Below are 22,568 nucleotides of genomic sequence, written 5' to 3' on the forward strand. Positions count from 1 at the left end.
GTTTTTGCGCAATACGTCATACCCCGCGCATGGGGCATCGAGCATCGTCTGGATCTATACGTGTCGTGTGGCAGAACTATAGCGGAACGTCATGGAGAGACGAGAGCAAAAAAGGCGGCAATCTGCCGTTATTCGGGGTGCATGATATCTCGGATGGCCCTCCCCCATAACGCGCTCGGGGAGAGTCCTTCGTCGGTCCTGTCTTGATCGGCGCAGGGGCTCATATGCTTGCATGCGGGACGTGCCCCATTATGCGCGCTTCGTGACAGGCACTCCCCTCAGCCGCCCCGCCAGAGGCAGTTATCCTTCGGAAACCTGTCTGATGTCAGGTAATCGGTGCCGTTCGTGCCCTGCGATAACGAGCGGGTAAAGTCATCCCAGCGGGGCCGGCGTCAGGATGCGCGCCAGATCCTGACCTGGGCCACACCGAAGCGCCGTTCGGTCAACAAGGGAAGGTCGATGGCGAGTTCGTCCTTCACTGCGGTTTCAGCCACGATAATGGCTTCAGGGGCAATCCAGCCGGAGCGGGCCAGAGCCTTGAGGGCAGACGGGACAAGGTCCTTGCCATAAGGCGGGTCCAGAAAGACGAGCGTGCAGGGGCGCGGCGCGCGTGGTGCACGCGTGACATCGCAGGTCAGCACGGACAGGTCGCGGTCCTCGAAGCGGCAGGCGCGGATATTGGCCGAAATCACGGCGCGGGCGCTGCGGTCCTGCTCCATGAAAACGGCGGAAGCGGCGCCGCGTGACAGGGCTTCGAGCCCAAGCGCGCCAGTGCCCGCAAAGGCATCGAGCACATGGGTGCTGCTCAGGAAGTCCGAACCGGCCCAGGGGGCGTGGGCCAGCATGTCGAACACGGCCTGACGGGCGCGATCGGAAGTGGGGCGGGTGGTCTCGCCCCGTGGCGCCTGAAGGGCGACGCCTTTGCGTTCACCGCCGACGATACGCATTATTCTTCTTCGGCATCCGGGCTGGTCGTGTCGGGGGTCGTATCCCTGACCACCCGGCGCACGCGACGTGGGGCTGCTGCAAGGCCGGGGATCTGCTCGCGCAGGATCTTGCCCTGCACCTCTTCAATCTCGCGCTTTTGCAGCGTGCCAAGCTGGAAGGGGCCATAGGAGACGCGGATCAGACGGCTGACATGCAGGTTGAGACCCATCATGACGCGCCGGATTTCACGGTTCTTGCCTTCCTGAAGGCTGACGGTCAGCCAGGCGTTATCGCCCTTCTGCGAGTCCAGACCGGCTTCAATGGGACCATAGCGCACACCATCGAATTCCGAGCCATGAGCCAGAGCGGCCAGCTTGCGCTCGTCCACAACGCCGAACACGCGCACACGATAGCGGCGTATCCAGGCATTGGAAGGCAGCTCAAGGCGGCGGGCAAGCTCACCGTCATTGGTGAGCAGAAGCAGCCCTTCGGAATTGATGTCCAGACGCCCGACGCTGACGACGCGCGGCATGCCCTCAGGCAGGGAGTCGAACACGGTGGGTCGTCCCTGCGGGTCACGATGGGTGGTCATGAGCCCGTCCGGCTTGTGATAGCGCCAGACACGGGTGTGTTCCTTGCCCCCGATCACCTTGCCATCAAGCTGAATGATGTCGCCATCCTGTACGAAGGTGGCGGGATGCTCGACCGAAGAGCCGTTCATGCGGATGCGACCGGCCTCGATCATGCGTTCGATGTCGCGTCGGCTGCCCACACCTGCGCGGGCCATCCATTTGGCGATGCGTTCGCCCTTCTGTTCTTCGGTCATGCTCGTCTGTCCTGTGGTGTCGCGTGTCGGGCCGCGTCGATGAAACCAGCCAATAGACGCGCGTCACCCGGATCGATAGCGAATTCCGGATGCCACTGCACCCCCAGATAAAAAATTCCGTTGCCAGTGTCGTTGTCGGTACCGGGGGCTTCGATGGCCTCGATCAGGCCATCAGGGGCACGGGCACTTACCAATAGCCCCCCGGGGTCGCGCACGCCCTGATGATGGGAGGAATTGACCCGCATGGTCGTGCATCCGGTGTAGTGGGCCAGACGCGATCCGGGAACGAGGATCACATCGTGACCGGCTTCGTCGCGCGGGTTCGGCTGTTCATGGGCAATAGGCCCCGGCGCATGATCGGGAAGATGCTGGTGCAGTGTCCCACCCCAGGCAATGGCCATCAGCTGCATGCCGCCGCAGATGCCGAGTACCGGCAGGGTAAGACGGCGGGCGGCTGCAATATAGGCCAGTTCGGCGTCCGTGCGTCCCGGTTTGAGGGTTGTCTGCGGGTGCGGGGCTTCACCGTAAAGTGCAGGGTCAGGGTCGAACGCGCCCCCGGTGACAACCAGCCCGTCCAGACGCTCCATATAGGCCTGCGCCAGATCAGGCTCATGGGGCAGCCCAACCGGCAGGCCGCCTGCGTTGCGGATGGCATCGAAATAGTGTTGCCGCAGGGCGTGATAGGGCCAGCGGGAAAAATCCTGTGGGCCACCCGGCTCGATATCGAGGGTGAGGCCGATGAGGGGCGCGCGTGTCATGAGGTGGATGTAAGCAGGGTTTTCCGGCAAACAGAAGGCAGGCGTGCAGGATAGCACGACGAACGATGGGAGGGGGTCATCCGGCATGAGGCAGAAGAACAGTCATCATCCCTCCTCTCTCACCCGGACGGGGGATAAAAGCGCCCCCCCTGACAGGCGTGACAATGGCATCGCCCCGCCGTGTCTGGACCCGTCCGAGGCCATGAGCTGTGCTCTCGAGGCCGCCCGCGAAGCGGCCTTGCGGGGGGAGGTGCCTGTGGGTGCGATCGTACTTGGGGCAGATGGACAGGTTCTGGCCTGTGCCTCGAATGAGGTTGAACAAAGGGTCGACCCCAGTGCCCACGCGGAAATTCTCGCAATGAGGGAAGCGGCGCGGGTGCTCGGGTCGCGGTCGCTCGCCTCGTGCACCCTGGTCGTGACGCTGGAGCCCTGCCCCATGTGTGCAAGCGCCATGACGCATTTTCGCCTTGGACGGGTGATTTATGGTGCCTACGACCCGAAGGGGGGCGGGGTCGATCACGGACCACGCATTTTTGAGCAACCGGCCTGTCTGCACCGGCCAGAAGTGATTGGCGGGGTACGCGAGCACGAAAATGCTGAATTGCTGAAGAAGTTTTTCATGACATTGCGGGAATCGCGCGCGTCCTGAAACGGATTACCACGTTTTTACGCGCCCCTATTCTGGACGAACCGAAGGACGGTTCATAAGTTCTCTTGATCACACCGCACCCTGATGGTGCCAAAGCTGGAAAGATCATGACTGACGCCATGCCTGTTCGTTTGACGCCTTCACGCAAATTCCGTTCACTGGCTCTGGTTGCAGCCACTGCGCTGTCCATCGGGGTTGGTGCCTCGTCTCCCGCCTGGGCAGAAGGGCCGATCACGCCCCAGACCCAGCTTCAGACGCTGCCGAATTTCGTCAATCTGGTGAAGCAGGTGAAGCCTGCTGTCGTTTCCATCACCTCCCACATCCGCGCCGATGTGGCCGAGCAGGAAGAAGGCGGCGGCGGTGGCGGCCAGCAGATGCCGCAGGGCGCGCCCTTCCCGTTCCCCTTCCCGTTCCAGATGATGCCGCAGCAGCAGCAGCCCCGTCGCACTGTCGAGGCCCGCGGCTCGGGCTTCATCATCTCCAATGATGGTTATATCGTCACGAACAACCACGTGGTGAACGGTGCCACAAAGGTTTCGGTCACGCTGGACGATGGCACGACCCTGCCTGCCAAGATCGTGGGTCGTGATCCCAAGACCGATGTGGCCCTGCTCAAGATCAAGCCCAACGGCAAGCTGCCGTTCATCGAGCTGGGCGATTCAGACAATGTGCAGCCCGGTGAGTGGGTCGTGGCCGTGGGTAACCCGTTCGGGCTCGGTGGTACGGTCACGGCGGGTATCGTCTCGGCGCGCGGTCGCGATCTGAATGCCGGACCGTATGACGATTTCATCCAGATCGATGCGCCAATCAATCATGGCAACTCGGGTGGTCCGCTTTTCAGCCAGAACGGCAAGGTGATTGGTGTGAACGCGGCCATCATCTCGCCCTCAGGCGGGTCGATCGGCATTGGCTTTGCCATTCCGTCCAACACGGTCAAGAGTGTGGTGGACCAGCTCCGCACCTCCGGTCACGTCACGCGTGGCTATCTGGGTGTGCTGATGCAGCGCATTTCGCCCACGCTGGCGCAGGCTCTCGGGCTGAAGCCGAGCGAGCCGGGGGCGCCGCCTGAAGGGGCTCTTGTGGCGCAGGTCACCAAGGGCGGCCCGGCCGACAAGGCTGGCCTGAAGAGCGGTGACGTCGTAACAGCGCTGAACGGGGCCAAGATCAAGAGCGTTCACGATCTGGTCGTGCATACCGTCTCGATGAAACCCGGCACGGATGCGACGCTGACCATCCTGCGTGACGGCAAGAGCCAGACCATCACCGCCAAGATTGGCAATATGCCCAAGGATGGTGAGGGAGCGGATTCCAGCGCCGGAGACGATAACGGCCAGACCAATGGCGGCAAGATCGGTATTTCCCTCGCACCGCTTTCGCGTGACATGCGCCAGCAGCTTGGTGTGGATGACACCGTCAAGGGGGCGGTGATCAGCCAGATTGTCCCTGGGTCACCTGCCGAACAGGCTGGTGTGCGTCCGGGTGACATCATTCAGGGTGTTGGCAACACGGCCGTCGACAACCCCCGCGCTGTGCTGACCGCTGTGCGTGGTGTGCTCAAGAACAAGCAGCCCGTTCTGCTGCGCGTGCTGCGCGATGGTCAGCAGATCTTCATTGCCATCGCCCCGGGCGGAAGTGACAGCGATGACGACAGCAATGATGACGGCAATTGATTGCGTCAGGTTTCCCATGCCGGAGCGGCATGGGGAAAACAGCCCTCGTGAGGCTGTGAGAGACTGAAAAGGGGGGGGGGGTAAGCAAACCCTGCCCCTTTTTTCATAGCGGCAGGGTCAAGGCCGGTCGCGCAGGATTTGCGACGATGACCGGGCTGCGGCACAGTAGCGGCATGACCCGTATCTTCATTGACTCCGATGCCTGTCCGGTCAAGGACGAGGTCTATCGCGTGGCCGGGCGCTACGGCCTGCATACGCTGGTTGTGGCTAATCGCATGATTGCCCTGCCTGACTCCCCCCTGATCGAACGTGTTGTGGTTGAGGCCGGCCCTGATGTGGCCGATGACTGGATTGCCGAGCGTTCAGTCGAGAATGATATCGTGATCACCGCCGATATCCCGCTCGCCGCACGTTGTGTCGAAAAAGGTGTGCATGTTCTCGACCCCAAGGGGCGTGTGCTCGATGGCGATGCCATCGGCATGGCGCTGGCCATGCGTAACCTCATGACCGATCTGCGTTCGGCAGGGATGATGACGCCGGGTGGTGCTGCTTTTGGCAAGGCCGACCGATCGCGCTTCCTCTCCGCGCTGGATACGCTGGTCAACAAGGCGCGCAAACCGCGCCTGCGCCCCATGACCCTGCCGCCCGGTTAGTGTCCGGGCGAAATTATCTCCCTCGTGAAAAAGTGTTGAGCGATCTTCGTTCGTGACTCCCTCTCCCCGTTACCGGGCCCTTCAGAAACAGGATCTGCGGGAATGAAAAAGATCTCCTTTTCGGACGCTGGCCGACTCATGCGCGAGAGTTTCCGACTGGGCTTCCTCAACCGCACGGATGTCCTGACGCTGTCAGGCGGTCTGATCATCGCAAGTTGTCTGTTTGCGGCGATCAGACAGATGAACTGGCCGGACGGGATATCAGGTCATGGCATCTCGGCGCATTTCGAGCCGCTGATGCTAGGTGGTCTCGACACGATCGTGATGTGGTTTCTGACGCTCACCATCACCCGGGCCAGTCTGACACCCTGGCAAGGTGTCGCCCTTTGGCGGCTGGACCGGGGCGCATTGCAGTCACTGGGCGTCAACGTGATCGTTCAGGGCCTTCCGACCGTACTGACCCTGCTGGCGGCCTCCAGCCTCAGTGATTATGTCAACGGAAACGCGGGTTTTTCGGCGAAGGCAGGGAGTATGCTTTTCCTGTGTCTGCTGGGCGCTTTCTGGATCTGGCTGATCGTGCGCTGCCTCATGATGAGCTATGTGGCGTGGGAAAGCGGGCATGCAGGTTTTCGGATCAGGCGCAGCTTCGAGGCGATGAAAGGGCATGTATGGAGCTACGTGTTCTGGAATGTCGTTATGGCCATCCCTTTCGCTCTGGCGACCGTTCTGGTGGAGAAAATCACCGCCAGTTCTCCCCCTGGCACGTATCTGATAGCGGGATGTCTTGTGGTCGCGACCCTGATTGCTGCAGCGCATCATGTCGTCTCCCGCAGCTTCGATCTGCGCTTTTTTCAGGCCCTCGCGCTCGACCGACCCGAACAGACCGGGACAAGCAATCTTTTCGGGCATTCATGAACTCAAAACCAAAGATGGCCAAATTCTTACATTTGTGTCATCTTGATCCTGTGGTCAGATTGTCCCCCATTCGGCTGGCTGAACGGAAGGATGGTGCATGACGACCTATGCCTTCTTGCTGACGACCTTGTTCTGGAAATGACCGATTTCATGACCGCTTCGATACAGGATACCGCCCGGGAAACAGCGCCGGATGAACATCTGGCCTCGCTCCTTCTCGATGCCCGGCGCACAAACAAGCCGCTGCATACCGTCCCCGAGACCATCGTTCCCATCAATCCCAAGGCCGCCTATGCGGTGCAGGACGTTGTGGCACGCGCACTGAGCGCGTCGGGCAAAGGGGAAATCGTGGGATGGAAGGTGGGCGCAGCCACACCCACAGCGACTCCAGCCTGTGCACCGCTGCACCGGGCAACGGTGTTCGAAAGCGGGCATGATCTATCTCCGTCCTTCTGCCGCTTTCATGGCGTTGAGGCAGAGATTGCCTATTCCTTCGCGAAAGATCTGCCTGCGCGTGATACGCCCTGGACAGTGGAAGAGGTGGCCGACGCCATTGGCGCCATCCACGCTGCCATCGAATTGCTCGATACGCGTTTCGTCGCGCCCGATACACAGCACAATCTGTCGCATCTGGCCGATCAGGGCAGCCATGGCGTGCTGGTGGTTGGGCGTGGCGTTACCGAGTGGCGCGACTTCACACCCACCACCCTGCCCATGACCATGTTGGTGAATGGCGAGAAGCGCTACGATCAGAAAGGGGGCAACAAGGCGGGTGACCCGCTTCGTCTGCTCACTTGGCTGGCCAATCACGCTATCGAACGCGGACGCCCGCTCAAGGCTGGCGATGTGGTCACGACAGGCTCGACCATGGGCACGCTGTTTCTCGAAGATCCGGCCGAAATCTGTGTTGCCTTCGAGGGGCTTTTCCCGGTCGAAACCCGCATCGGTGCGCCTTTTCGCAGCTGAGCGCGTTGGCATGGATCGTACCGGCCACGTGTGGACTCATCATCGGCGTATTCTTTGCGTCACGCCAAGGTGATGCACAAAGTGGTCGGGTTCTTCCTAGGGTTGCAGGATCTGCAACCCGCATGACGGACGTATCATGGCCACCAAGACAGATATTCTGATGATCGACCCGATGCCTGCCAGCTTCAACGAGCAGCTTGGGTCGCCTTTTCATCTGCATCAGTTCACCACGCTGGAGGCGCTCGGGCCGCTGTCTGAGCGGATAGAGGGCGTGACAACTGGTGGAGGCAGTGGCCTGCCGCGCGCCATCATGGATGCCTTGCCCAATCTTAAAGTCATCTCGGTCAATGGCGTGGGTTACGACAGGATCGACCTGGATGAATGTCGCCGCCGACAGATCCGTCTGGCCACGGCACAAGGCATGTTGACTGAAGATGTTGCCGATATGGCCATGGGTCTGATGCTCGATACGATGCGGGGCATCACCACCAGTGATCGTTTCGTCCGCGCCGGGCGCTGGGGCCATGAGACCGTACCAAATTCCTGGACGCTCAAGGGGCGCAAGCTGGGCATTGCCGGGTTTGGAGCCATCGGCAAGGCCGTGGCCAAGCGCGCTGCCGCCTTTGACATGACCATCGCCTATTTCAGTTCGCGCGAGCAGAGTGACACACCCCAATACCCGTTCTATCCAGATTTGCGCGTTCTGGCCGAATGGGCCGATGTGCTGGTGCTGTGTGTCTCGGGCGGCGCGCGCTCTTTCCATATGATTGATCGTGAGATGCTCGAGGCGCTTGGGCCGACCGGCTTCCTCATCAATGTGGCACGCGGCAGCGTGGTGGATGAGGCCGCATTGCTCGAGGCCTTGCAGACCGGGGCCATTCGTGGTGCCGGGCTGGATGTTTTCGAGCAGGAGCCCAGGATGGATGAAGCATTCTGGGCACTGGATAACGTGGTGCTTCAGGCCCATCGGGCGAGTTCGACCCTCGAGACGCGAGCTGCGATGGGGCGTCTGGTATTCGACAACCTTGCCGCATTCTTTCAGGGCAAGCCGCTTCTGACGCCTGTGCTCTGACCGGCCCGGTTTTTACGATCGATACGACGCGCCCTGCCTGAGAGATCCTCCACGCTCGTTCGACCGGTGCGAAACCGGTCGAAATGGAGGTTTTCCCCCGGTTTTTGAGGCAGCGGTGCGCTGGGCAGCAGATAGACCCGGTCATCCGGATCATCAAAAAGGACGATGTGATTCTGGAAGAAATCGGTTCCGAGCAACCCCATGCCGAGATCGTCCTGAGCATAGACCGACATGTGATCAAGTGATATCGCCCCCATACGCATCGACTTCACGGTTGTGCGCTTGAGGTGCGAGTGAATGGTGCCGTAAAGCGCGACGCCGGAATTTCCTGCCGGGTCAGCAGGATCGTCCTTTACCGGGTCGAGCCATATCGCCGGTATCGTCGTGACCGGTGTATCGGCATCGAGCACGAAATCACGGGCCACCCCATCAATGCTGACCGGAATCAGCCCTTTTCCATGTAAAGGCAGGGCCTGTGCCCCAGCGCCGATCAGAGCGGCGGGCGCGGAGCGGCACGCCGCATCACGGCTGAACCGGATCAGTGCGAAGGCGCTATGGGGCATATCCACCAGCACGGCGAGGTGTGAGAAAGCCTCGCGCCCAATCACCCCGATCAAAGGCCGTGAGCCGATCTTCTGGGTTGGATAATCCTCAAGCTGGATCATGTCCGGCGTTCCCATATCGAGGGGGCCTATGGCCAGCCGTCCTGCCTGAATGATGGGCTGAGGGTCAGTGTAGATCCCGTTTGTCGTGATCATGCCGGATCGGTGGGTGTCGTAAGTGTCGAACCCGTCCATGTTCCCGACATAAAGCTTGTCGAAGCCATGAGAGAAATACAGAGCGATGGGGCGGCCATTCAGCGTGGCAGGGATGATCGGTGAATCGCCCGATCCACCCAGAAGCGGCAAGGTGACCGCGCCTTCGATGCAATCGGGCGGTGCCGGTTGCCCCTGGGCTAAAGCCTCTCCGGCAAGACAGGAGACAACGCAGATCAGGAGGACAAGGCAGAAGGTCCCACGCGTTACATGACGAATGAAGGAACACCGCGCCAGTGAATGCAGTATGGCGCCTGCCACGCTCATCTGAGCTGGCTGTCCTTGCTTCCGCGGCGATTGATTCCTGTAAAAACCGGCCTTCTGTCGCGCTCGGACTGGCAATCGATGCAAAGCCGCACGCCGGGTAAGGCCTTTTGCCTGGCGGCAGGAATGTCCTCTCCGCAATTCACACATTCGGCGCAGCTCTCGCCATGCGGCATGGCCGCACGTGCACGGCTTACCGCATCAGCAATCGTATCATCGATCTGATCCTGAACGGCTCCATCGGGAGCCCAACCCGTTGCCATCAGCCTGATCCTTTTGTTCTGAACAAGACAGATGTTGGTATTCTATCCCCCGCTCTCAAGGCCCTTGCACAATGAGCCTTTCAGGCTTTCAGCACGCGTGCAGCCCCGTGTCGTTTGCTGGGCCATGCCTCGATAGAGGTCACAAGGCCATCATGTGCCCTCTGGTTGGTATCTGCTCAATTCAAGCCGGGTTGGATCCCTGCACCAGAATACGTGGGTGTGAGCGGCCATGTCCCTGAAGGGGGACGGATCATGAGGTCCTCCCCCTCGTTTCTCAGTGTATGAGGAAAGCGCAGCGCGCTTCCTTCCCCTGATCTCTGATGACGTGAGGGCAGGAAGTGGACCACATGGTTTGGATAATCGAAAAGAACGACGTGGTGCTCGAAGAATACCTGCCCAAGAACGCCCCTGCTGTCGTCACCAGATGAACCGGAGCCTGCGCTGCCCTGCAGATGAAAAGCTGTCCCGGCGATTTCGGGAATTGCCGGCAGGGTGATCGTTTCATCACGGGGGGATGGTGGCGCAGGCCAGTCGCCCGAAACGTTGCGATCCTTCTTCATGTCAGGTGTCGTCATCCAGGTGGCAGGCAGTGTGTTGAATGCTGCGTTTGGGTCCAGTGCCAGAGACCGCCTTACCCCGTGCAGGGTAATCTGCGCGCGATGCTCTGCGTCGAGCGGCAGATGCGTTTCACCGGGGCCGGGAAATCTTGCGGCAGCTCCTTCGCAGGATTTGTCTGCACTGAAGCGAATAAATGCGAACGCGCTATGCGGAATGTCCATAAGGACCGCCAGACCATCGAATTGATGTGCGCCGATCACCCCAACCACCGGGCGCAAACCGACGGAGCGCATGGGGAATTGCGGCAACCTGACCATGGAAACTGTTCCCAGATCGAGTGTGCCGAGCTTGAGCTCTCCGGTCTTCATGAGGGGGGCATCGCTGATTTGCGCACCATCCTGCACAATCGTCGTATATGTGCCGGTGTCACGACCGCTGTAAGCCGCGATATCGCCGCCATAAAGCCCATCGACGGTTGTCGAGTAATAGAGAGCGACAGGTTTCCCCTGCATCGTTGCCGGGAGAACAGGCGCGTCGCCCGGCCCACCAAGAATCGGCAGGGTGAATGCGCCCAGAATACATGAGTCAGGCTGGGCACGGGGATGGCTTGTCAAAACAAGCAGGCTGAGTATTGCGCAGAAAAAAGCAGATAGAACCCGTTTCATCGCTGCCTATCGTCCTCGCGGCTGCGATCGCTGATCCAGGCCGTCGACAGATCTGACAACGGCAAGTGGATCAGTGCATCTGTGCCAATCCTCTGTCCGGAGGCGCTTCCCGGGCAAGCCACATTGTCGTGCGGGATCATCGAGCCGCATGACAATGCGGCGTTGGACCCGGCCGGGTCATTAAGCGCCCATATGGTTCCGGCTGCTGCGTTCTTCTCACCGCGGTTTGGCTCGTATGTTCGGCAGGTCTCCTCTCTGGTTCCTATGGACCGCCGCGTTGAGGAGCGCGACTTGTCACGGCGCCGGAAATAAGCCGAACCCGTCTCCTTGGCTTTCGTTCACGACGCTGAGAGGGAGGGAAGAGCGTGGAACGTCTCGATCAGGGGAATGACGCTTCGGTGGTCCGGGCGCTTCCAAAGCAAGAACTGCTCGATTCAGTTCAGGCAGCAGCCCATCTTGGGCTCACGCATGGTCTGTTCAGAACGTTGCATTTCTTCCGCTGTGGCCCGGGTGTGCTGACAATCCGCTCCAAGCGCCTCTATCGACGCAGTGAACTGGACAGGCTGCGAGAGCAATGGTGCGTATCCGTTCTGGTCCGCGCCGAGGACAGGCTGAGCCCCGCCGCCGACATGGAGGACAGCCATGCCCCCCGGTCACCTTACACTTCCCGCCCTCTGCCCTATCGGCTCGATCCCCTGATGCGCATGCTGGCGCTGCGCGCCATACGGCATCAGATCGTTATTTCAACGTTCTGGGTGATGGGGATCATTGGTGGGGCAATCTGCCTTATCCTCTATTGAACGGTCAGAGGACCGAAAAATCCCGATATTCAACGGTTTTCAAGGACTGATGCTCATGCGCTCCCGTCTGCCTGCCATCACGCTTTACGGCTCCCTTGCCTGCAATGCAGCACTTCTGGCACTTGGCAAGGCCAGAACCGGCAGGGCGGTCAGAGGGGTCAATTGCACCGCTCACTGGTTGAAGGGAGATGATGCCGCCTCGTATGACGAGGTGGATCTGATTCATTCCGGCACCGGTGCCGCCACCAATGTGGCAGCCGTGCTGTTCTGGGCCGTGCTGTACGATCGGGCCCTTGGAAAGCTGCCGGGTCTGCTCAGGGCGCTGTTGGTGACGCTGGCTCTTGGTCCGGTTTCAGCCCTGGTCGATTACAAGGCGACCCCAAAGCGTTTCACCCCCGGCTGGGAACTGGTCTTTTCAAAGCGGGATATGGCGCTGGTCTATGCGGCCATGGTGACGGGCATGGCTTTTGGCGCCACACGCCGCCGTAAGAGCTGAACCCGCGCCCCTCAGAACGTCCCCGCCTCGCCTGCAATCAAGAGGGGGGCGAGAACATGAGGGGGGCGTACCTGCCAAAGGCTTTTGTCAGGCTGTTCCGCCAACTGTCAGCCCGGCCAGTTTCAGTGTGGGCTGACCCACACCCACGGGCACGCCCTGACCTGCCTTGCCACATGTGCCGATACCGGGGTCCAGCGCCACGTCCTGACCGATCATGGAAATCTTGTTCATGGCATCGAACCCGTTGCCGATTAGGGTTGCGCCCTTGACGGGGCGTGTCACCTTGCCCTCCTCGATCAGATAGGCCTCCGACATGGCAAAGACGAATTTTCCCGAGGTGATATCGACTTGCCCGCCGCCAAAATCGACCGCATAGAGGCCCTTTCTGGTCGAGCGGATCATCTCTTCTGTTGTGGCATCACCGCCCAGCATGAGGGTGTTGGTCATGCGTGGCAGTGGCGCATGGGCATAGGATTGGCGACGCCCATTGCCGGTTGGCGCCACACCCATCAGTCGGGCATTCAGCCGGTCCTGAATGAAGCCGCGCAGGATGCCATCCTCGATCATGACCGTGCGACCCGAGGGAGTACCTTCATCATCGATAGTCAGTGAGCCGCGCCCTTCAGCCAGCGTTCCGTCATCCACCACGGTCACGCCGGGGGCGGCCACGCGCTTGCCGACCATATTGCTGAAGCTCGACGTGCCCTTGCGGTTGAAATCACCCTCCAGCCCGTGCCCGACCGCTTCATGCAGCAGGATGCCGGGCCAGCCCGGGCCGAGCACGACATCCATTTCGCCAGCGGGTGCCGGGCCGGCCTCGAGACTTACCTTGGCGCGGCGTACCGCTTCGTCCACCGCTTCCTGCCATGTTTCGCGCCCCAGCAGGCGTGACAGGCTGTAGCGTCCGCCCATACCGCGGCTGCCACTCTCGCGACGTCCATCGCGCTCAAGCACCACCGACACATTGAGCCTGACGAGGGGGCGCAGATCGGCGGTGCGAAAACCTGAATCGCGCATGATCTGTACCGCTTGCCACTCTGTCGCGATGCTGGCCGAGACCTGCACCACTTCGGGCCCGAGACCACGCGCATAGGTGTCGATCTCACCCAGTACGGCGGCGCGCGCGGCAAAATCCGTATCGCTCAGGGGGCTTTCAGGTGCGTAAAGACGGCGGTTCGTGGCCTGCGGCGGCGCGGCAGGTGTGCCGCTGCGCCCCTGACGCACGACCGAGACCGCACCTGCTGCACGCTCCAGAGCGCTTTTGCTGATCTCGTCGGAATGCGCAAAGCCGGTTTCGGGACCGATGACGGAACGCAGACCGAACCCCGATGACGTATCGAAGCTGGCGGAGCGTATCACGCCGTCATCAAGCACAATGGACTCGCTTTCGCGATATTCGAGGAAGAGCTCGCCATCCTCGATGCCCTCAAGCGACCGGCTGACGATTTTCTCCGCCTCATCCCGCGTCAGGGTGCTGTCTGCCCGTTCGAAAAACAGGCGATCGGTCACAGCAAGGGCAGAAAGGGGCGTGGCGTCGGCGTGAGAGGTCATGATTCCCAAAAGCTCCTTCTTGAACCCAGACACATGGCCTCTCCGCCCTTCAAATGCGAGGGGAAACCCGACACAGGGATAAAAAACATCCCCGATGGCCGGGTTGGTGGCGTCAGCTCTGGCGGGCCAGACGACAGAATCCGGCCACAACAATCATCAGGGCTGCCAGCATGAGGAAAGCGCTGGAGAGGCTGGTGGCATGAGCGACCGCGCCCACAAGGGCCGGTCCAGCCAGAATCCCGGCATAGCCTAGGGTGGTGATGGCTGCGACGGCGGTCGAGGCTTTCATGACCCGCTGTCGCCCGGCGCAATTATACAGCACAGGCACGATATTGGCGCAGCCAAGCCCGATCAGGAAGAACCCCGCCAGTGCGAGCGGGGCGTTAGGGGCCATCACGACCAGCGCAAATCCGCTCCCCGCGCAGAGCCCGCCCAGACCCATGATGAGCGGACGCCCGCATAGTGCAATGACGCGGTCGCCACTCAGTCGCCCAAGGGTCATGGCCGCCGCAAACACGGCGTAGCCCCAGCCCGGCTGTATGCCGAACGAGGATCGCCCCTGCAGAAACACAGCCCCCCAGTCGAGCACCGCGCCCTCGGCCAGAAAGGCAATGCCCGTCAGGAGTCCCAGCACCCAGACCAGCCCACGGGGCAGCGCGAAACCTTCGCCACCGCCCGGTTCGGGCTGATGCAGCAGTCCGGGCCACACACGAAGGGCCAGAACAAACACAAGGATCTGTCCTGACAGGATGATGGACCAGAGCGGCATACCGGTCAGGGTGAGCACAGGAGAAGCCGCAGCGCCTGCGGCCCCTCCAATGCTGAACCAGGCATGAAACCCCGAAAGCAGGGGCGTGTCGCTGCGCTGCTCGACCTCGACAGCTTGGATGTTGATGGCTGTCTCCACCGCACCGAGCCCGACGCCCAGCAGGAAAATGCCCAATGCCAGCCCCGGCAGAAAACTCAGCCATGACAGGGGCAGCAGTACCGCGCCGGCAAGGCCCAGCCCGCCAAGGGCGACGGGACGACAGCCCCAGCGGCCCACCCATAATCCGGCGAGAGGCATGCCCAGCACGGACCCGCAGCCGAGACAAAGCAGAAGCAGGCCCAGGCTGCCATCATTGAGCCCTGCATGATGTTTCACGACGGGGACAAGGCATGACCAGAGGGCAAATATGGCCCCCGTCAGAAAGAAGACGGTTCGTGTGCTGTTTTGCAACCTCTTCAGCTCTGGCCTGTTCATCATCAAAACCCGTCCTTCAGTGGCATGCATCGTCCATGTCTCAACAGGACTCTCCAATGCCATCGGACAGCGCGGGTGCGCATGACAAAACAATGCCATGCCGTCCGGGCGAGATTGCGAAGAGCCTGCTGCCCGGTCAGGCCGGGAGCCTGATACGGAGAAGGCAAACCAGCCCCTGAAGGATCGTGTTCACTGAAGAACCGCGCTCAAGGAGAGTTCATGACGCAGTCGGGCCATTCCCTTGCTTTCTCGCCACAACGCCAGCCCGGAAACGCTGGGCAATGGACGCGTCAGCGTAAATTATCGGCGTCGAAACTGCTTTGTCTGGGTGTGTCCCTGCTCGTTCTGGGCGGAGGTTGGGCGCAGGCTCAGGACAATAGCGCCGTAGCTAAGGCGTCTGCCTCCAGCGCAATGAATCCCCAGACTCCAGCGCATATCGATGCAACGGGCACGGAAAAAGAAACCCAAAATCCGGAAAAGGCGAGCAAGGCGAGTGACTCCCCGGCTGCGTCACCAGCGACGCAGCCCGAGAGCACAGGCTCGCAGGCACCATCACGCCGCGTTACGGTAGCAAGCGAAGCCGCACAGTCGCTGCATGTCGCCTCCGTGCCGCAGGATCTGCGTTCGCCTTCCATCGCGCTGGGTGGGCTTTTCGCCGCCATCGGCGGTGCGCATCTGGCGCCCGACTTCAAGAATGTCGCTGATTCGCGCCCGGACGAGGCCCCAGCCGATCTCCTGAACGACTGGGAAACGCAGCGGCATCATCCGGATTTCAATCTGCGTGATTTCTATCAGCAGCACTTCTCGCCGCCGATCAGGCGTGATGTGTCCTATCGACGCAAGGCGGATGAGAACATCTACGATTACATCCAGGGCATGTGGGGCGTTCTGACACGTCAGCCTGACAAGCCCATGTCCTACTCCTCGCTTCTACCCCTGCCTCATCCCTATGTGGTGCCCGGAGGCCGTTTTTCGGAGCTGTATTACTGGGACACGTATTTCACCATGATCGGTCTGTATGAGACCGGGCAATGGGATCTGCTGCGCGGGATGATCGGCGATATGGCATCGCTGATCGATCGCTATGACCATATTCCCAATGGCACACGCACCTATTATCTCAGCCGTTCAGAGCCGCCTTTCTTCTCGCTGATGGTCGATCTTCTGGCGCAGCATGACGGGCAGGGGGCCTATAAACGCTACCTCCCCCAATTGCAGAAAGAGTACGCCTACTGGATGGAAGGGGCGGACACGCTCAAGCCGGGTCAGGCCTATCGCCATGTGGTGCGCCTGAATGACGGAACCCTGCTGCTGCGCCATTGGGATGATCTCGATACGCCCCGTGATGAGAGTTATCCTGAAGACGTTGCAACGGCTGCCCGCGCGCCATCGCGCGCGCCTGCAGATGTCTATCGTGATCTGCGGGCCGGGTCGGAAACCGGTTGGGATTTCTCGTCACGCTGGCTGGCCGATGGCCATACACTGGCGACCATTCATACGACCGATCTGGCACCCATCGAGGTGAACGCGCTGATGGTGCATCTGGAGCAGACACTCGAACACGCTTACGCCCTGACAGGGCAACGCAAGCTGGCCAGGCTTTATGGTCAGCGCGCTGATGAGCGTGTTGCCGTCATGCGGCGTGTGTTCTGGGACGATGATCGTCAGGCCTTTTACGACTATGACTGGCGCAAGGGTCGCCTGACCGATGTGCTCTCAGCGGCGACAGCCATGCCCCTTTTCCTGCGTATTGCGTCGCAGGATCAGGCGATGGCGGTTGCGGAAACGATCCGGGACAAGCTTCTGCGGCCCGGTGGCATCATGGCGACCGACCATGAGAGCGGGCAGCAATGGGACGCGCCGAATGGCTGGGCACCTGAGGAGTGGATGGCCATCAAGGGGCTCAACAACTACGGCGATACGGAACTGGCCGAGACCATTGCCCGGCGCTGGATGGCGCGTGTGATCGGCACCTATGAAAAATCAGGTGTGCTGCTCGAGAAATACGATGTCGAATCCCCGACGATCAGTGCCACCGGAGGCAAGGGTGGGGGTGAATATCCCATGCAGATCGGCTTTGGCTGGACCAATGGCACCCTGCTTGGGCTGATGCGTCGCTATCCCGGCGACACGAGCACAATACTTCAGCGTAACCCGCTTTCGAGCCAACCACCGATCGATGTTCTGCCCCCAAGTGACCCCTATAGCGCGGTTGGTCCGGAGGCTAATGATCCAGTGATGGCCCCTGCGAAACCGGCAGGAGATGTCGAGACGGGTGCTCAGGAAAAAACCGCTCATGCGAGCGCCATAGATAGCGACGCGCAGCAGGTCGCACCCAAGGCGGCCTCTACTGACGGGACCACAGCCGATCCGGCCGCGAAGCCCGGTGAAGCACCGGATGGTGCTGCGGGCAGTGGGGGGGGCAACGGGGCAAGCGGTGTGGAACCCACCCCGCTCGATCAGCGTGTGTCGACCCGCAAGATGACAGCCTATCAACCTTCCTGAGCAAGTTCTCCGTGTGGGGTCGGTGTGTAGCAGAGAGCCAGACGCCTGAGCGCTTCGTGAAGCACAGCTTCTGTCTTGCAGAACGCAAAGCGTATCAGGTGGCGCGGTGGGGGCGCACCCTCGGGGTCATAAAATGCCGAGACCGGGATAGCGGCGACTCCGGCCTCGGTCACGAGATCGCGGCAGAACGTCACGTCATCGCGTCCCCGGGCATGGGCGGTAATGTCGGCAACGACGAAATAACTTCCGTCAGCGGGTAGGGTAGGAAAGCCGAGCGCATGAAGCCCATTGGCAAACAGGTCGCGTCGCGCGCGCAGGCTGTCGGATAGTTCGGTGAAGAACGCCTCTCCCAGATCCAGCCCCTTCGCGACAGCGCGCTGAAGGTTCGGTGCGCTGGAAAACGCGACGATCTGATGAGCCTTTGCGATGACGGCGGCGAGATCAGGGCAGGCAGTAATGTAACCGATTTTCCACCCGGTCACCGAGAAGCTCTTTCCGGCACTGCCAATGCGAATGGCGCGTTCGCGCATGCCGGGCCGTGTCATGAGCGGGATATGTTTCACCCCGAATGTCAGATGCTCGTAAACCTCGTCGCACAGGGCATAGCAATCATGCTCGAGCACAAGCGAGGCGATAAGATCGAGCTCGTCCGTGGTGAAGACCTTGCCGCTGGGGTTCATGGGCGAGTTGAGCAGAACGAGCTTCGTTCTGGCCGAAAAGGCAGCCCGCAGATCGGCTCCAGGCAGGTGCCAGTCAGGGGCTTCCACCCGCACACAGCGCGGCACGGCACCAAGCATACGCAGCATGGGCAGATAGGTGTCGTAAAGCGGCTCGATCAGCACGACCTCATCACCCGGCTCGATGAGTGCCATCATGCTGACGGCAAGCGCCTCCGTGGCGCCTGAGGTCACAATCACTTCCTGCGCCGGATCGACCTGCAGGCCATAGTCACGGGTATTGGCCCGCGCCACCGCCTCACGCAGTTCAGGCAGGCCGGTCAGGGGAGCATACTGGTTGCGCTGGTCTTTCAGCGCCTCCGCAGCCGCATCAATCAGCGCAGCGGGGCCTTCCGTATCGGGAAAGCCCTGCCCCAGATTCACCGCCCCATGTGCAGCGGCAAGCTGGGACATGGTGGTGAAAATGGTGGTTGGCAAAGAGCTGAGAAAGGCGTTTGGTTTTTTCATGCCGGGCCTGCGCTGGAAAGGGACAGGGCATGATACCGGCTTAATGCGGGGTGTAAAATCGGCCCGATCCCGCATGCTGTCGCACCTTCATGGTGTCGATGGCGGCCTGACACGGTTCCGGTCGTGTGAAAGGGGCGTGGCCTCGCAGTCCTGCCGGCTGTCAGCCCGGTTGAAACCGGGACTCCACCGGTCAAGGCACATCACAGTCGCGTGCGAGGCAGAAAAAAACAACGATAAGGGAGCGAAACGCTCCGATATGCTATTTTTGTTGGTCAGTCATGCGTCGTTTTGCTTCCGGAAAGGGATATGGGGGGTCGGATGGGGCTCGAAGAGGGTCTTTTTCGTTATGTCAGACGCGTAAAAAACCTTTGGAATACTCGACAGTTCGCGAATCCTGTCCTAATCGTTTTGCAGCCGATCAGTGCGGCCCCTTGAGGCAGAAACAGGTAGTTGACAAATGGCGAAAAAAGCTCCAGCCGCGGCGTCCAAGGCTGCGTCCTCCACGATTGCAGCGCCCAAGCCGGGCAAGCCGGACAGCGCCGCTGTAAAGCGCGTTTTCGAGCTGATGCAGGAACACTCCGTCGAGCTGGTTGACCTGCGCTTCACCGACCCGAAGGGCAAGTGGCATCACACGACCCAGTGGCACACCACCATCGAGGAAGACACCTTCGTTGAAGGCTTCATGTTCGATGGTTCGTCGATTGCTGGCTGGAAGGCCATCAACGAATCCGACATGGTGCTCCTGCCTGACCCGACCACAGCCGTCATGGACCCGTTCTCGGCCAAGCCGCAGCTGATCCTGATCTGCGATATCGTCGAGCCCCGCACCGGCAATTTCTATGCCCGCGACCCGCGCGCGACGGCCAAGGCTGCTGAAGCCTATCTGAAGACCACAGGCCTGGGTGACACCGCCTTCTTTGGTCCTGAAGCCGAGTTCTTCATTTTCGACAACGTCAAGTTCGGCACGGGCCCGAACTACGGCACGTATCAGCTCGACAGCATCGAAGGCCCCGACGCCTCGATGAAGGACTACCCGGAAGGCAATATGGGCCATCGTCCGGTGGTCAAGGGCGGTTACTTCCCGGTCGCTCCGGTCGATAGCGAAGGCGACCTGCGCGCCGAGATGCTCTCCACCATGGGTGAGATGGGCCTGCCGATCGAAAAGCACCACCACGAAGTGGCACAGTCGCAGCACGAGCTGGGCACGAAGTTTGCCACGCTGGTGCAGTCGGCCGACTTCATGCAGATCTACAAGTACTGCGTGCACAACGTCGCCCATTCCTATGGCAAGACGGCCACCTTCATGCCGAAGCCCATCGCTGGCGATAACGGCTCGGGCATGCACGTGCATCAGTCGATCTGGCGCGATGGCAAGCCGCTCTTTGCAGGTGACCAGTATGCTGGCCTGTCGGAAGATGCGCTGTTCTACATTGGCGGCATCATCAAGCATGCCAAGGCGCTGAACGCCTTCACCAACCCGTCGACCAACTCCTACAAGCGTCTGATCCCGGGCTTTGAAGCCCCCGTTCTGCTCGCTTACTCGGCTGCCAACCGTTCGGCCTCATGCCGTATTCCGTACTCGGTAGGCCCGAAGGCAAAGCGCATTGAGGTCCGCTTCCCGGATCCGACCGCCAACCCCTACCTTGCCTTCGCCGCCATGCTGATGGCTGGCCTCGACGGCATCCGTAACAAGATCCATCCGGGCGAAGCCATGGACAAGGACCTGTACGAACTGCCGAAGGAAGAGCTGGCCCAGATCCCGACGGTCTGCGGTTCGCTCCGTGAAGCCCTTCAGGCCCTTGAAGCCGATTTCGCGTTCCTGCTCGAAGGCGATGTCTTCACCAAGGACCAGATCGAGAGCTACATCGAGCTGAAGTGGAAAGAAGTCTACAAGTTCGAGCACACGCCGCACCCGGCCGAGTTCGAAATGTACTACTCGGTCTGATCCGAGGAAAAAGCCCGGCTTTCGCGCCGGGCTTTTTTTATGTCTGCACCATTTTTCTCACCCCGCGCGGATTGGCATGATTTCGGTTGTCAGGCTGTGGTCGTGCTGGTTGGGAGAGGGAAGTGCCAGGTCATGGCACGTATCGGATAGCAGCTTACGCAAGGCGCGGTAGGCAGGATCCAGATGGGTGCGCTCTCCCCAGACAAGATATTTGTCAAACCCCGGCAGGACGAGCGGCGCAGGTGGCGCGAAAACCGCCAGATCATGACGTGTCGCCAGAAGGCGTGAGGGCAGCACGGCGACAAGATCTGTGCGGGTCAGAAGATCAGGCACCATGAGGAAGCCCGAGGTCGAAACGGCCACGTGGCGTTTCAGGCTCAAACGGCGCAGCGCAGCGTCGGTCATGGCCTCGAAGCCGCCTCCGTCTGGCGATACCACCACATGATCAGCCTTGCAGAACCGGTCGAGTGTCATGCCTCCGGAGAGAGCGGGATGCCCAAGACGGGTCGCACAGAGCCATGTCTCATGGAAAAGCTTTTGTGCATGCAGCGCTGGCGTGCAGGCTTCGCTGGCAAGCAACGCCCAGTCGAGAACCCCACGTTCAAGATGGTCCTGCGCTGTCTCCCCGTTCAGGTCATGCAGGGCAATGCGTATGCCAGGCGCCACGACCCGCAATCGGGCGATAAAGGGGAGGAGAACCGTGTGGATCGCATAATCGGTGGCGGCAACAGACAGGATAAGAGAGGCGGTTGCCGGATCGAAAATGACAGGCTCTGCCAGACTATCGAGCTGAGTCAGAATCGCACGTAATGGCTGGGCCAAGGCAAGGGCACGGGGGGTGCAGACGAGTGACCGCCCCTGACGTACAAGGAGCGGATCGTCAAAGGTCTCACGCAGCCGGGCAAGCATGTTGCTTATGGCAGGTTGTGTGACGCTCATGAGGGATGCGGTACGGGTGACGCTTTGTGTGGTGACGAGCATGTCGAGTGCACGCAGCTGTGTGAGATCGAGCCTTCCGAGCCTGTCCATAAGAGCTTTTCCCCTCCATGAAGGATGTTCGATTCATCACATCAAGTGATGGATCAGATCATCAATCATGATTTTTCATGATGGGACAAATCTGACAGTTCAGGGAGTAGTGAAGAGGAGATACCCCCATGACCCCCTATCCTGTGATGAACGCCATTCTCTGGCCTCAGGGGTACCTACCTGGCCTGGCGGATAATTTCGTTTCCAATGAATGCATCGTGGCTGACGTGCCGTTGCTCAGCGTGTGGGCACTTCTGACCCATCCGGATGAATGGCCCCGCTACTACGCGAACGCCGCCAACCCGCGTATTCACAACGACGATGGCCCGCAATTATCGGCAGGATGTCACTTTGCCTTCGAAACCTTCGGTTTCCCTGTTGAGGCCCGCGTCACGGAATATGTGGCACCCGAACACGGGAAACCCGGCAGATTGGCCTGGCATGGCTGGGCAGGAGAGAAGGGCACCGAGACACGGCTTGACGTGCATCATGCCTGGCTTGCTGAGATGCTGCCTGGCAACCGTTTGCGTGTCCTGACGCAGGAGACCCAGAACGGAGCACCCGTCAAGGCCCTGGCCACGACCCGGCCCAACCCGATGCTCAATGGCCATCAGGACTGGCTGGATGGGCTGATAAGACAAGCGCAGGGCTTTCTCTGACATCAGTATCCAGGCCAGGGCCGCCGATTAGCAATGGCGCAGTTGAGACAGGCCCGAGAGATGCCTGTTATTGGCTTGGCGGCGTGGTCGATCTGTCGGCAAGTCTGGTGCAGGTTCAGTTCTGGGCGTTGCCGCGCTGAGGGGCATAACGGTTC

Annotated in this window: 21 protein-coding genes; 11 read left to right on the plus strand and 10 right to left on the minus strand. The window is 60.8% G+C overall.

Annotated elements, in window-relative coordinates; genetic code table 11:
* Positions 1-392: 392 nt before the first annotated feature.
* From rsmD to P5689_RS07850, 3 genes are read right to left on the minus strand one after another with little or no spacing between them, the layout of a single operon-like run.
* Positions 393-947 (minus strand): 16S rRNA (guanine(966)-N(2))-methyltransferase RsmD, encoded by a 555-nt coding sequence (gene rsmD, locus P5689_RS07840; protein WP_035444334.1) that lies wholly within the window; start codon positions 945-947, stop codon positions 393-395.
* Positions 947-1,753, minus strand: coding sequence for a pseudouridine synthase (locus P5689_RS07845; RefSeq protein ID WP_051757741.1), 807 nt, complete (start codon positions 1,751-1,753; stop codon positions 947-949). The genes rsmD and P5689_RS07845 overlap by 1 nt, the downstream gene beginning before the upstream one ends.
* Positions 1,750-2,511 (minus strand): gamma-glutamyl-gamma-aminobutyrate hydrolase family protein, encoded by a 762-nt coding sequence (locus P5689_RS07850; RefSeq protein WP_023978307.1) that lies wholly within the window; start codon positions 2,509-2,511, stop codon positions 1,750-1,752. Before P5689_RS07850 ends, P5689_RS07845 begins: the two co-directional genes overlap by 4 nt.
* A 202-nt stretch (positions 2,512-2,713) precedes the next feature.
* Between P5689_RS07850 and P5689_RS07855 the strand changes: the two genes are divergently transcribed.
* The 6 genes from P5689_RS07855 to P5689_RS07880 all read left to right on the plus strand — a co-directional run bounded on the left by P5689_RS07855 (position 2,714) and on the right by P5689_RS07880 (position 8,436).
* Positions 2,714-3,160: a nucleoside deaminase gene (locus P5689_RS07855; RefSeq protein ID WP_062165591.1), complete on the plus strand. Its 447-nt coding sequence runs from the start codon at positions 2,714-2,716 to the stop codon at positions 3,158-3,160.
* A gap of 107 nt (positions 3,161-3,267) precedes the next feature.
* A complete protein-coding gene (locus P5689_RS07860) occupies positions 3,268-4,830 on the plus strand; it encodes a Do family serine endopeptidase (RefSeq protein ID WP_051395842.1) in 1,563 nt (520 codons plus the stop codon).
* Positions 4,831-5,003: 173 nt separating this feature from the next.
* Positions 5,004-5,483: a YaiI/YqxD family protein gene (locus P5689_RS07865; protein ID WP_023978310.1), complete on the plus strand. Its 480-nt coding sequence runs from the start codon at positions 5,004-5,006 to the stop codon at positions 5,481-5,483.
* Between the two features lie 102 nt (positions 5,484-5,585).
* On the plus strand, positions 5,586-6,398 hold the full coding sequence (locus tag P5689_RS07870; protein WP_285532700.1) for a hypothetical protein: 813 nt from the start codon (positions 5,586-5,588) through the stop codon (positions 6,396-6,398).
* Between the two features lie 150 nt (positions 6,399-6,548).
* The gene (locus P5689_RS07875) at positions 6,549-7,364 is read left to right on the plus strand and encodes a 2-keto-4-pentenoate hydratase (protein WP_285532701.1); all 816 of its coding nucleotides are present in this window, start codon (positions 6,549-6,551) and stop codon (positions 7,362-7,364) included.
* 136 nt (positions 7,365-7,500) lie between these two features.
* Positions 7,501-8,436 (plus strand): 2-hydroxyacid dehydrogenase, encoded by a 936-nt coding sequence (locus P5689_RS07880; RefSeq protein ID WP_023978313.1) that lies wholly within the window; start codon positions 7,501-7,503, stop codon positions 8,434-8,436.
* Here the strand turns inward: P5689_RS07880 and P5689_RS07885 are convergent.
* The 3 genes from P5689_RS07885 to P5689_RS07895 all read right to left on the minus strand — a co-directional run bounded on the left by P5689_RS07885 (position 8,403) and on the right by P5689_RS07895 (position 11,001).
* A complete protein-coding gene (locus tag P5689_RS07885; protein ID WP_285532703.1) occupies positions 8,403-9,518 on the minus strand; it encodes a hypothetical protein in 1,116 nt (371 codons plus the stop codon). The two genes, P5689_RS07880 and P5689_RS07885, sit on opposite strands and share 34 nt — an antisense overlap.
* The gene (locus P5689_RS07890; protein WP_062163636.1) at positions 9,515-9,778 is read right to left on the minus strand and encodes a DksA/TraR family C4-type zinc finger protein; all 264 of its coding nucleotides are present in this window, start codon (positions 9,776-9,778) and stop codon (positions 9,515-9,517) included. The genes P5689_RS07885 and P5689_RS07890 overlap by 4 nt, the downstream gene beginning before the upstream one ends.
* Before the next feature lie 176 nt (positions 9,779-9,954).
* Positions 9,955-11,001 (minus strand): hypothetical protein, encoded by a 1,047-nt coding sequence (locus P5689_RS07895; RefSeq protein WP_285532704.1) that lies wholly within the window; start codon positions 10,999-11,001, stop codon positions 9,955-9,957.
* 365 nt (positions 11,002-11,366) lie between these two features.
* Here P5689_RS07895 and P5689_RS07900 point away from each other — a divergent pair, with 365 nt between their 5' ends.
* Both P5689_RS07900 and P5689_RS07905 read left to right on the plus strand, forming a co-directional pair.
* Positions 11,367-11,801 carry a hypothetical protein gene (locus tag P5689_RS07900; RefSeq protein ID WP_023978317.1) on the plus strand — a complete coding sequence of 145 codons (435 nt, stop codon included), beginning with the start codon at positions 11,367-11,369 and terminating at the stop codon, positions 11,799-11,801.
* 55 nt (positions 11,802-11,856) lie between these two features.
* Positions 11,857-12,297, plus strand: coding sequence for a hypothetical protein (locus P5689_RS07905; RefSeq protein ID WP_031240483.1), 441 nt, complete (start codon positions 11,857-11,859; stop codon positions 12,295-12,297).
* 87 nt (positions 12,298-12,384) lie between these two features.
* Here the strand turns inward: P5689_RS07905 and tldD are convergent, their stop codons facing one another.
* Together tldD and P5689_RS07915 are read right to left on the minus strand one after the other, a co-directional pair.
* Positions 12,385-13,848, minus strand: a complete 1,464-nt coding sequence (tldD, locus tag P5689_RS07910; RefSeq protein WP_035444367.1) for a metalloprotease TldD — start codon at positions 13,846-13,848, stop codon at positions 12,385-12,387.
* A gap of 112 nt (positions 13,849-13,960) precedes the next feature.
* Positions 13,961-15,094 carry an MFS transporter gene (locus tag P5689_RS07915; RefSeq protein ID WP_023978319.1) on the minus strand — a complete coding sequence of 378 codons (1,134 nt, stop codon included), beginning with the start codon at positions 15,092-15,094 and terminating at the stop codon, positions 13,961-13,963.
* A gap of 216 nt (positions 15,095-15,310) precedes the next feature.
* Between P5689_RS07915 and treF the strand changes: the two genes are divergently transcribed.
* Positions 15,311-17,596, plus strand: a complete 2,286-nt coding sequence (treF, locus tag P5689_RS07920; protein ID WP_051757739.1) for an alpha,alpha-trehalase TreF — start codon at positions 15,311-15,313, stop codon at positions 17,594-17,596.
* Here treF and P5689_RS07925 read toward each other — a convergent pair.
* Positions 17,584-18,780, minus strand: coding sequence for an aminotransferase (locus tag P5689_RS07925; protein WP_023978321.1), 1,197 nt, complete (start codon positions 18,778-18,780; stop codon positions 17,584-17,586). The two genes, treF and P5689_RS07925, sit on opposite strands and share 13 nt — an antisense overlap.
* A gap of 457 nt (positions 18,781-19,237) precedes the next feature.
* Here P5689_RS07925 and glnA point away from each other — a divergent pair, with 457 nt between their 5' ends.
* On the plus strand, positions 19,238-20,725 hold the full coding sequence (gene glnA, locus P5689_RS07930) for a type I glutamate--ammonia ligase (RefSeq protein ID WP_023978322.1): 1,488 nt from the start codon (positions 19,238-19,240) through the stop codon (positions 20,723-20,725).
* Positions 20,726-20,782: 57 nt separating this feature from the next.
* On the opposite strand, the gene P5689_RS07935 is transcribed toward glnA, so the two are convergent.
* On the minus strand, positions 20,783-21,754 hold the full coding sequence (locus tag P5689_RS07935) for a LysR family transcriptional regulator (protein ID WP_023978323.1): 972 nt from the start codon (positions 21,752-21,754) through the stop codon (positions 20,783-20,785).
* Positions 21,755-21,882: 128 nt separating this feature from the next.
* Here P5689_RS07935 and P5689_RS07940 point away from each other — a divergent pair, with 128 nt between their 5' ends.
* Positions 21,883-22,413: an SRPBCC domain-containing protein gene (locus tag P5689_RS07940; protein ID WP_235075434.1), complete on the plus strand. Its 531-nt coding sequence runs from the start codon at positions 21,883-21,885 to the stop codon at positions 22,411-22,413.
* Positions 22,414-22,568 lie beyond the last annotated feature (155 nt).

It is taken from the genome of Asaia sp. HumB, from assembly GCF_030263835.1.
Lineage (GTDB): Bacteria > Pseudomonadota > Alphaproteobacteria > Acetobacterales > Acetobacteraceae > Asaia > Asaia bogorensis.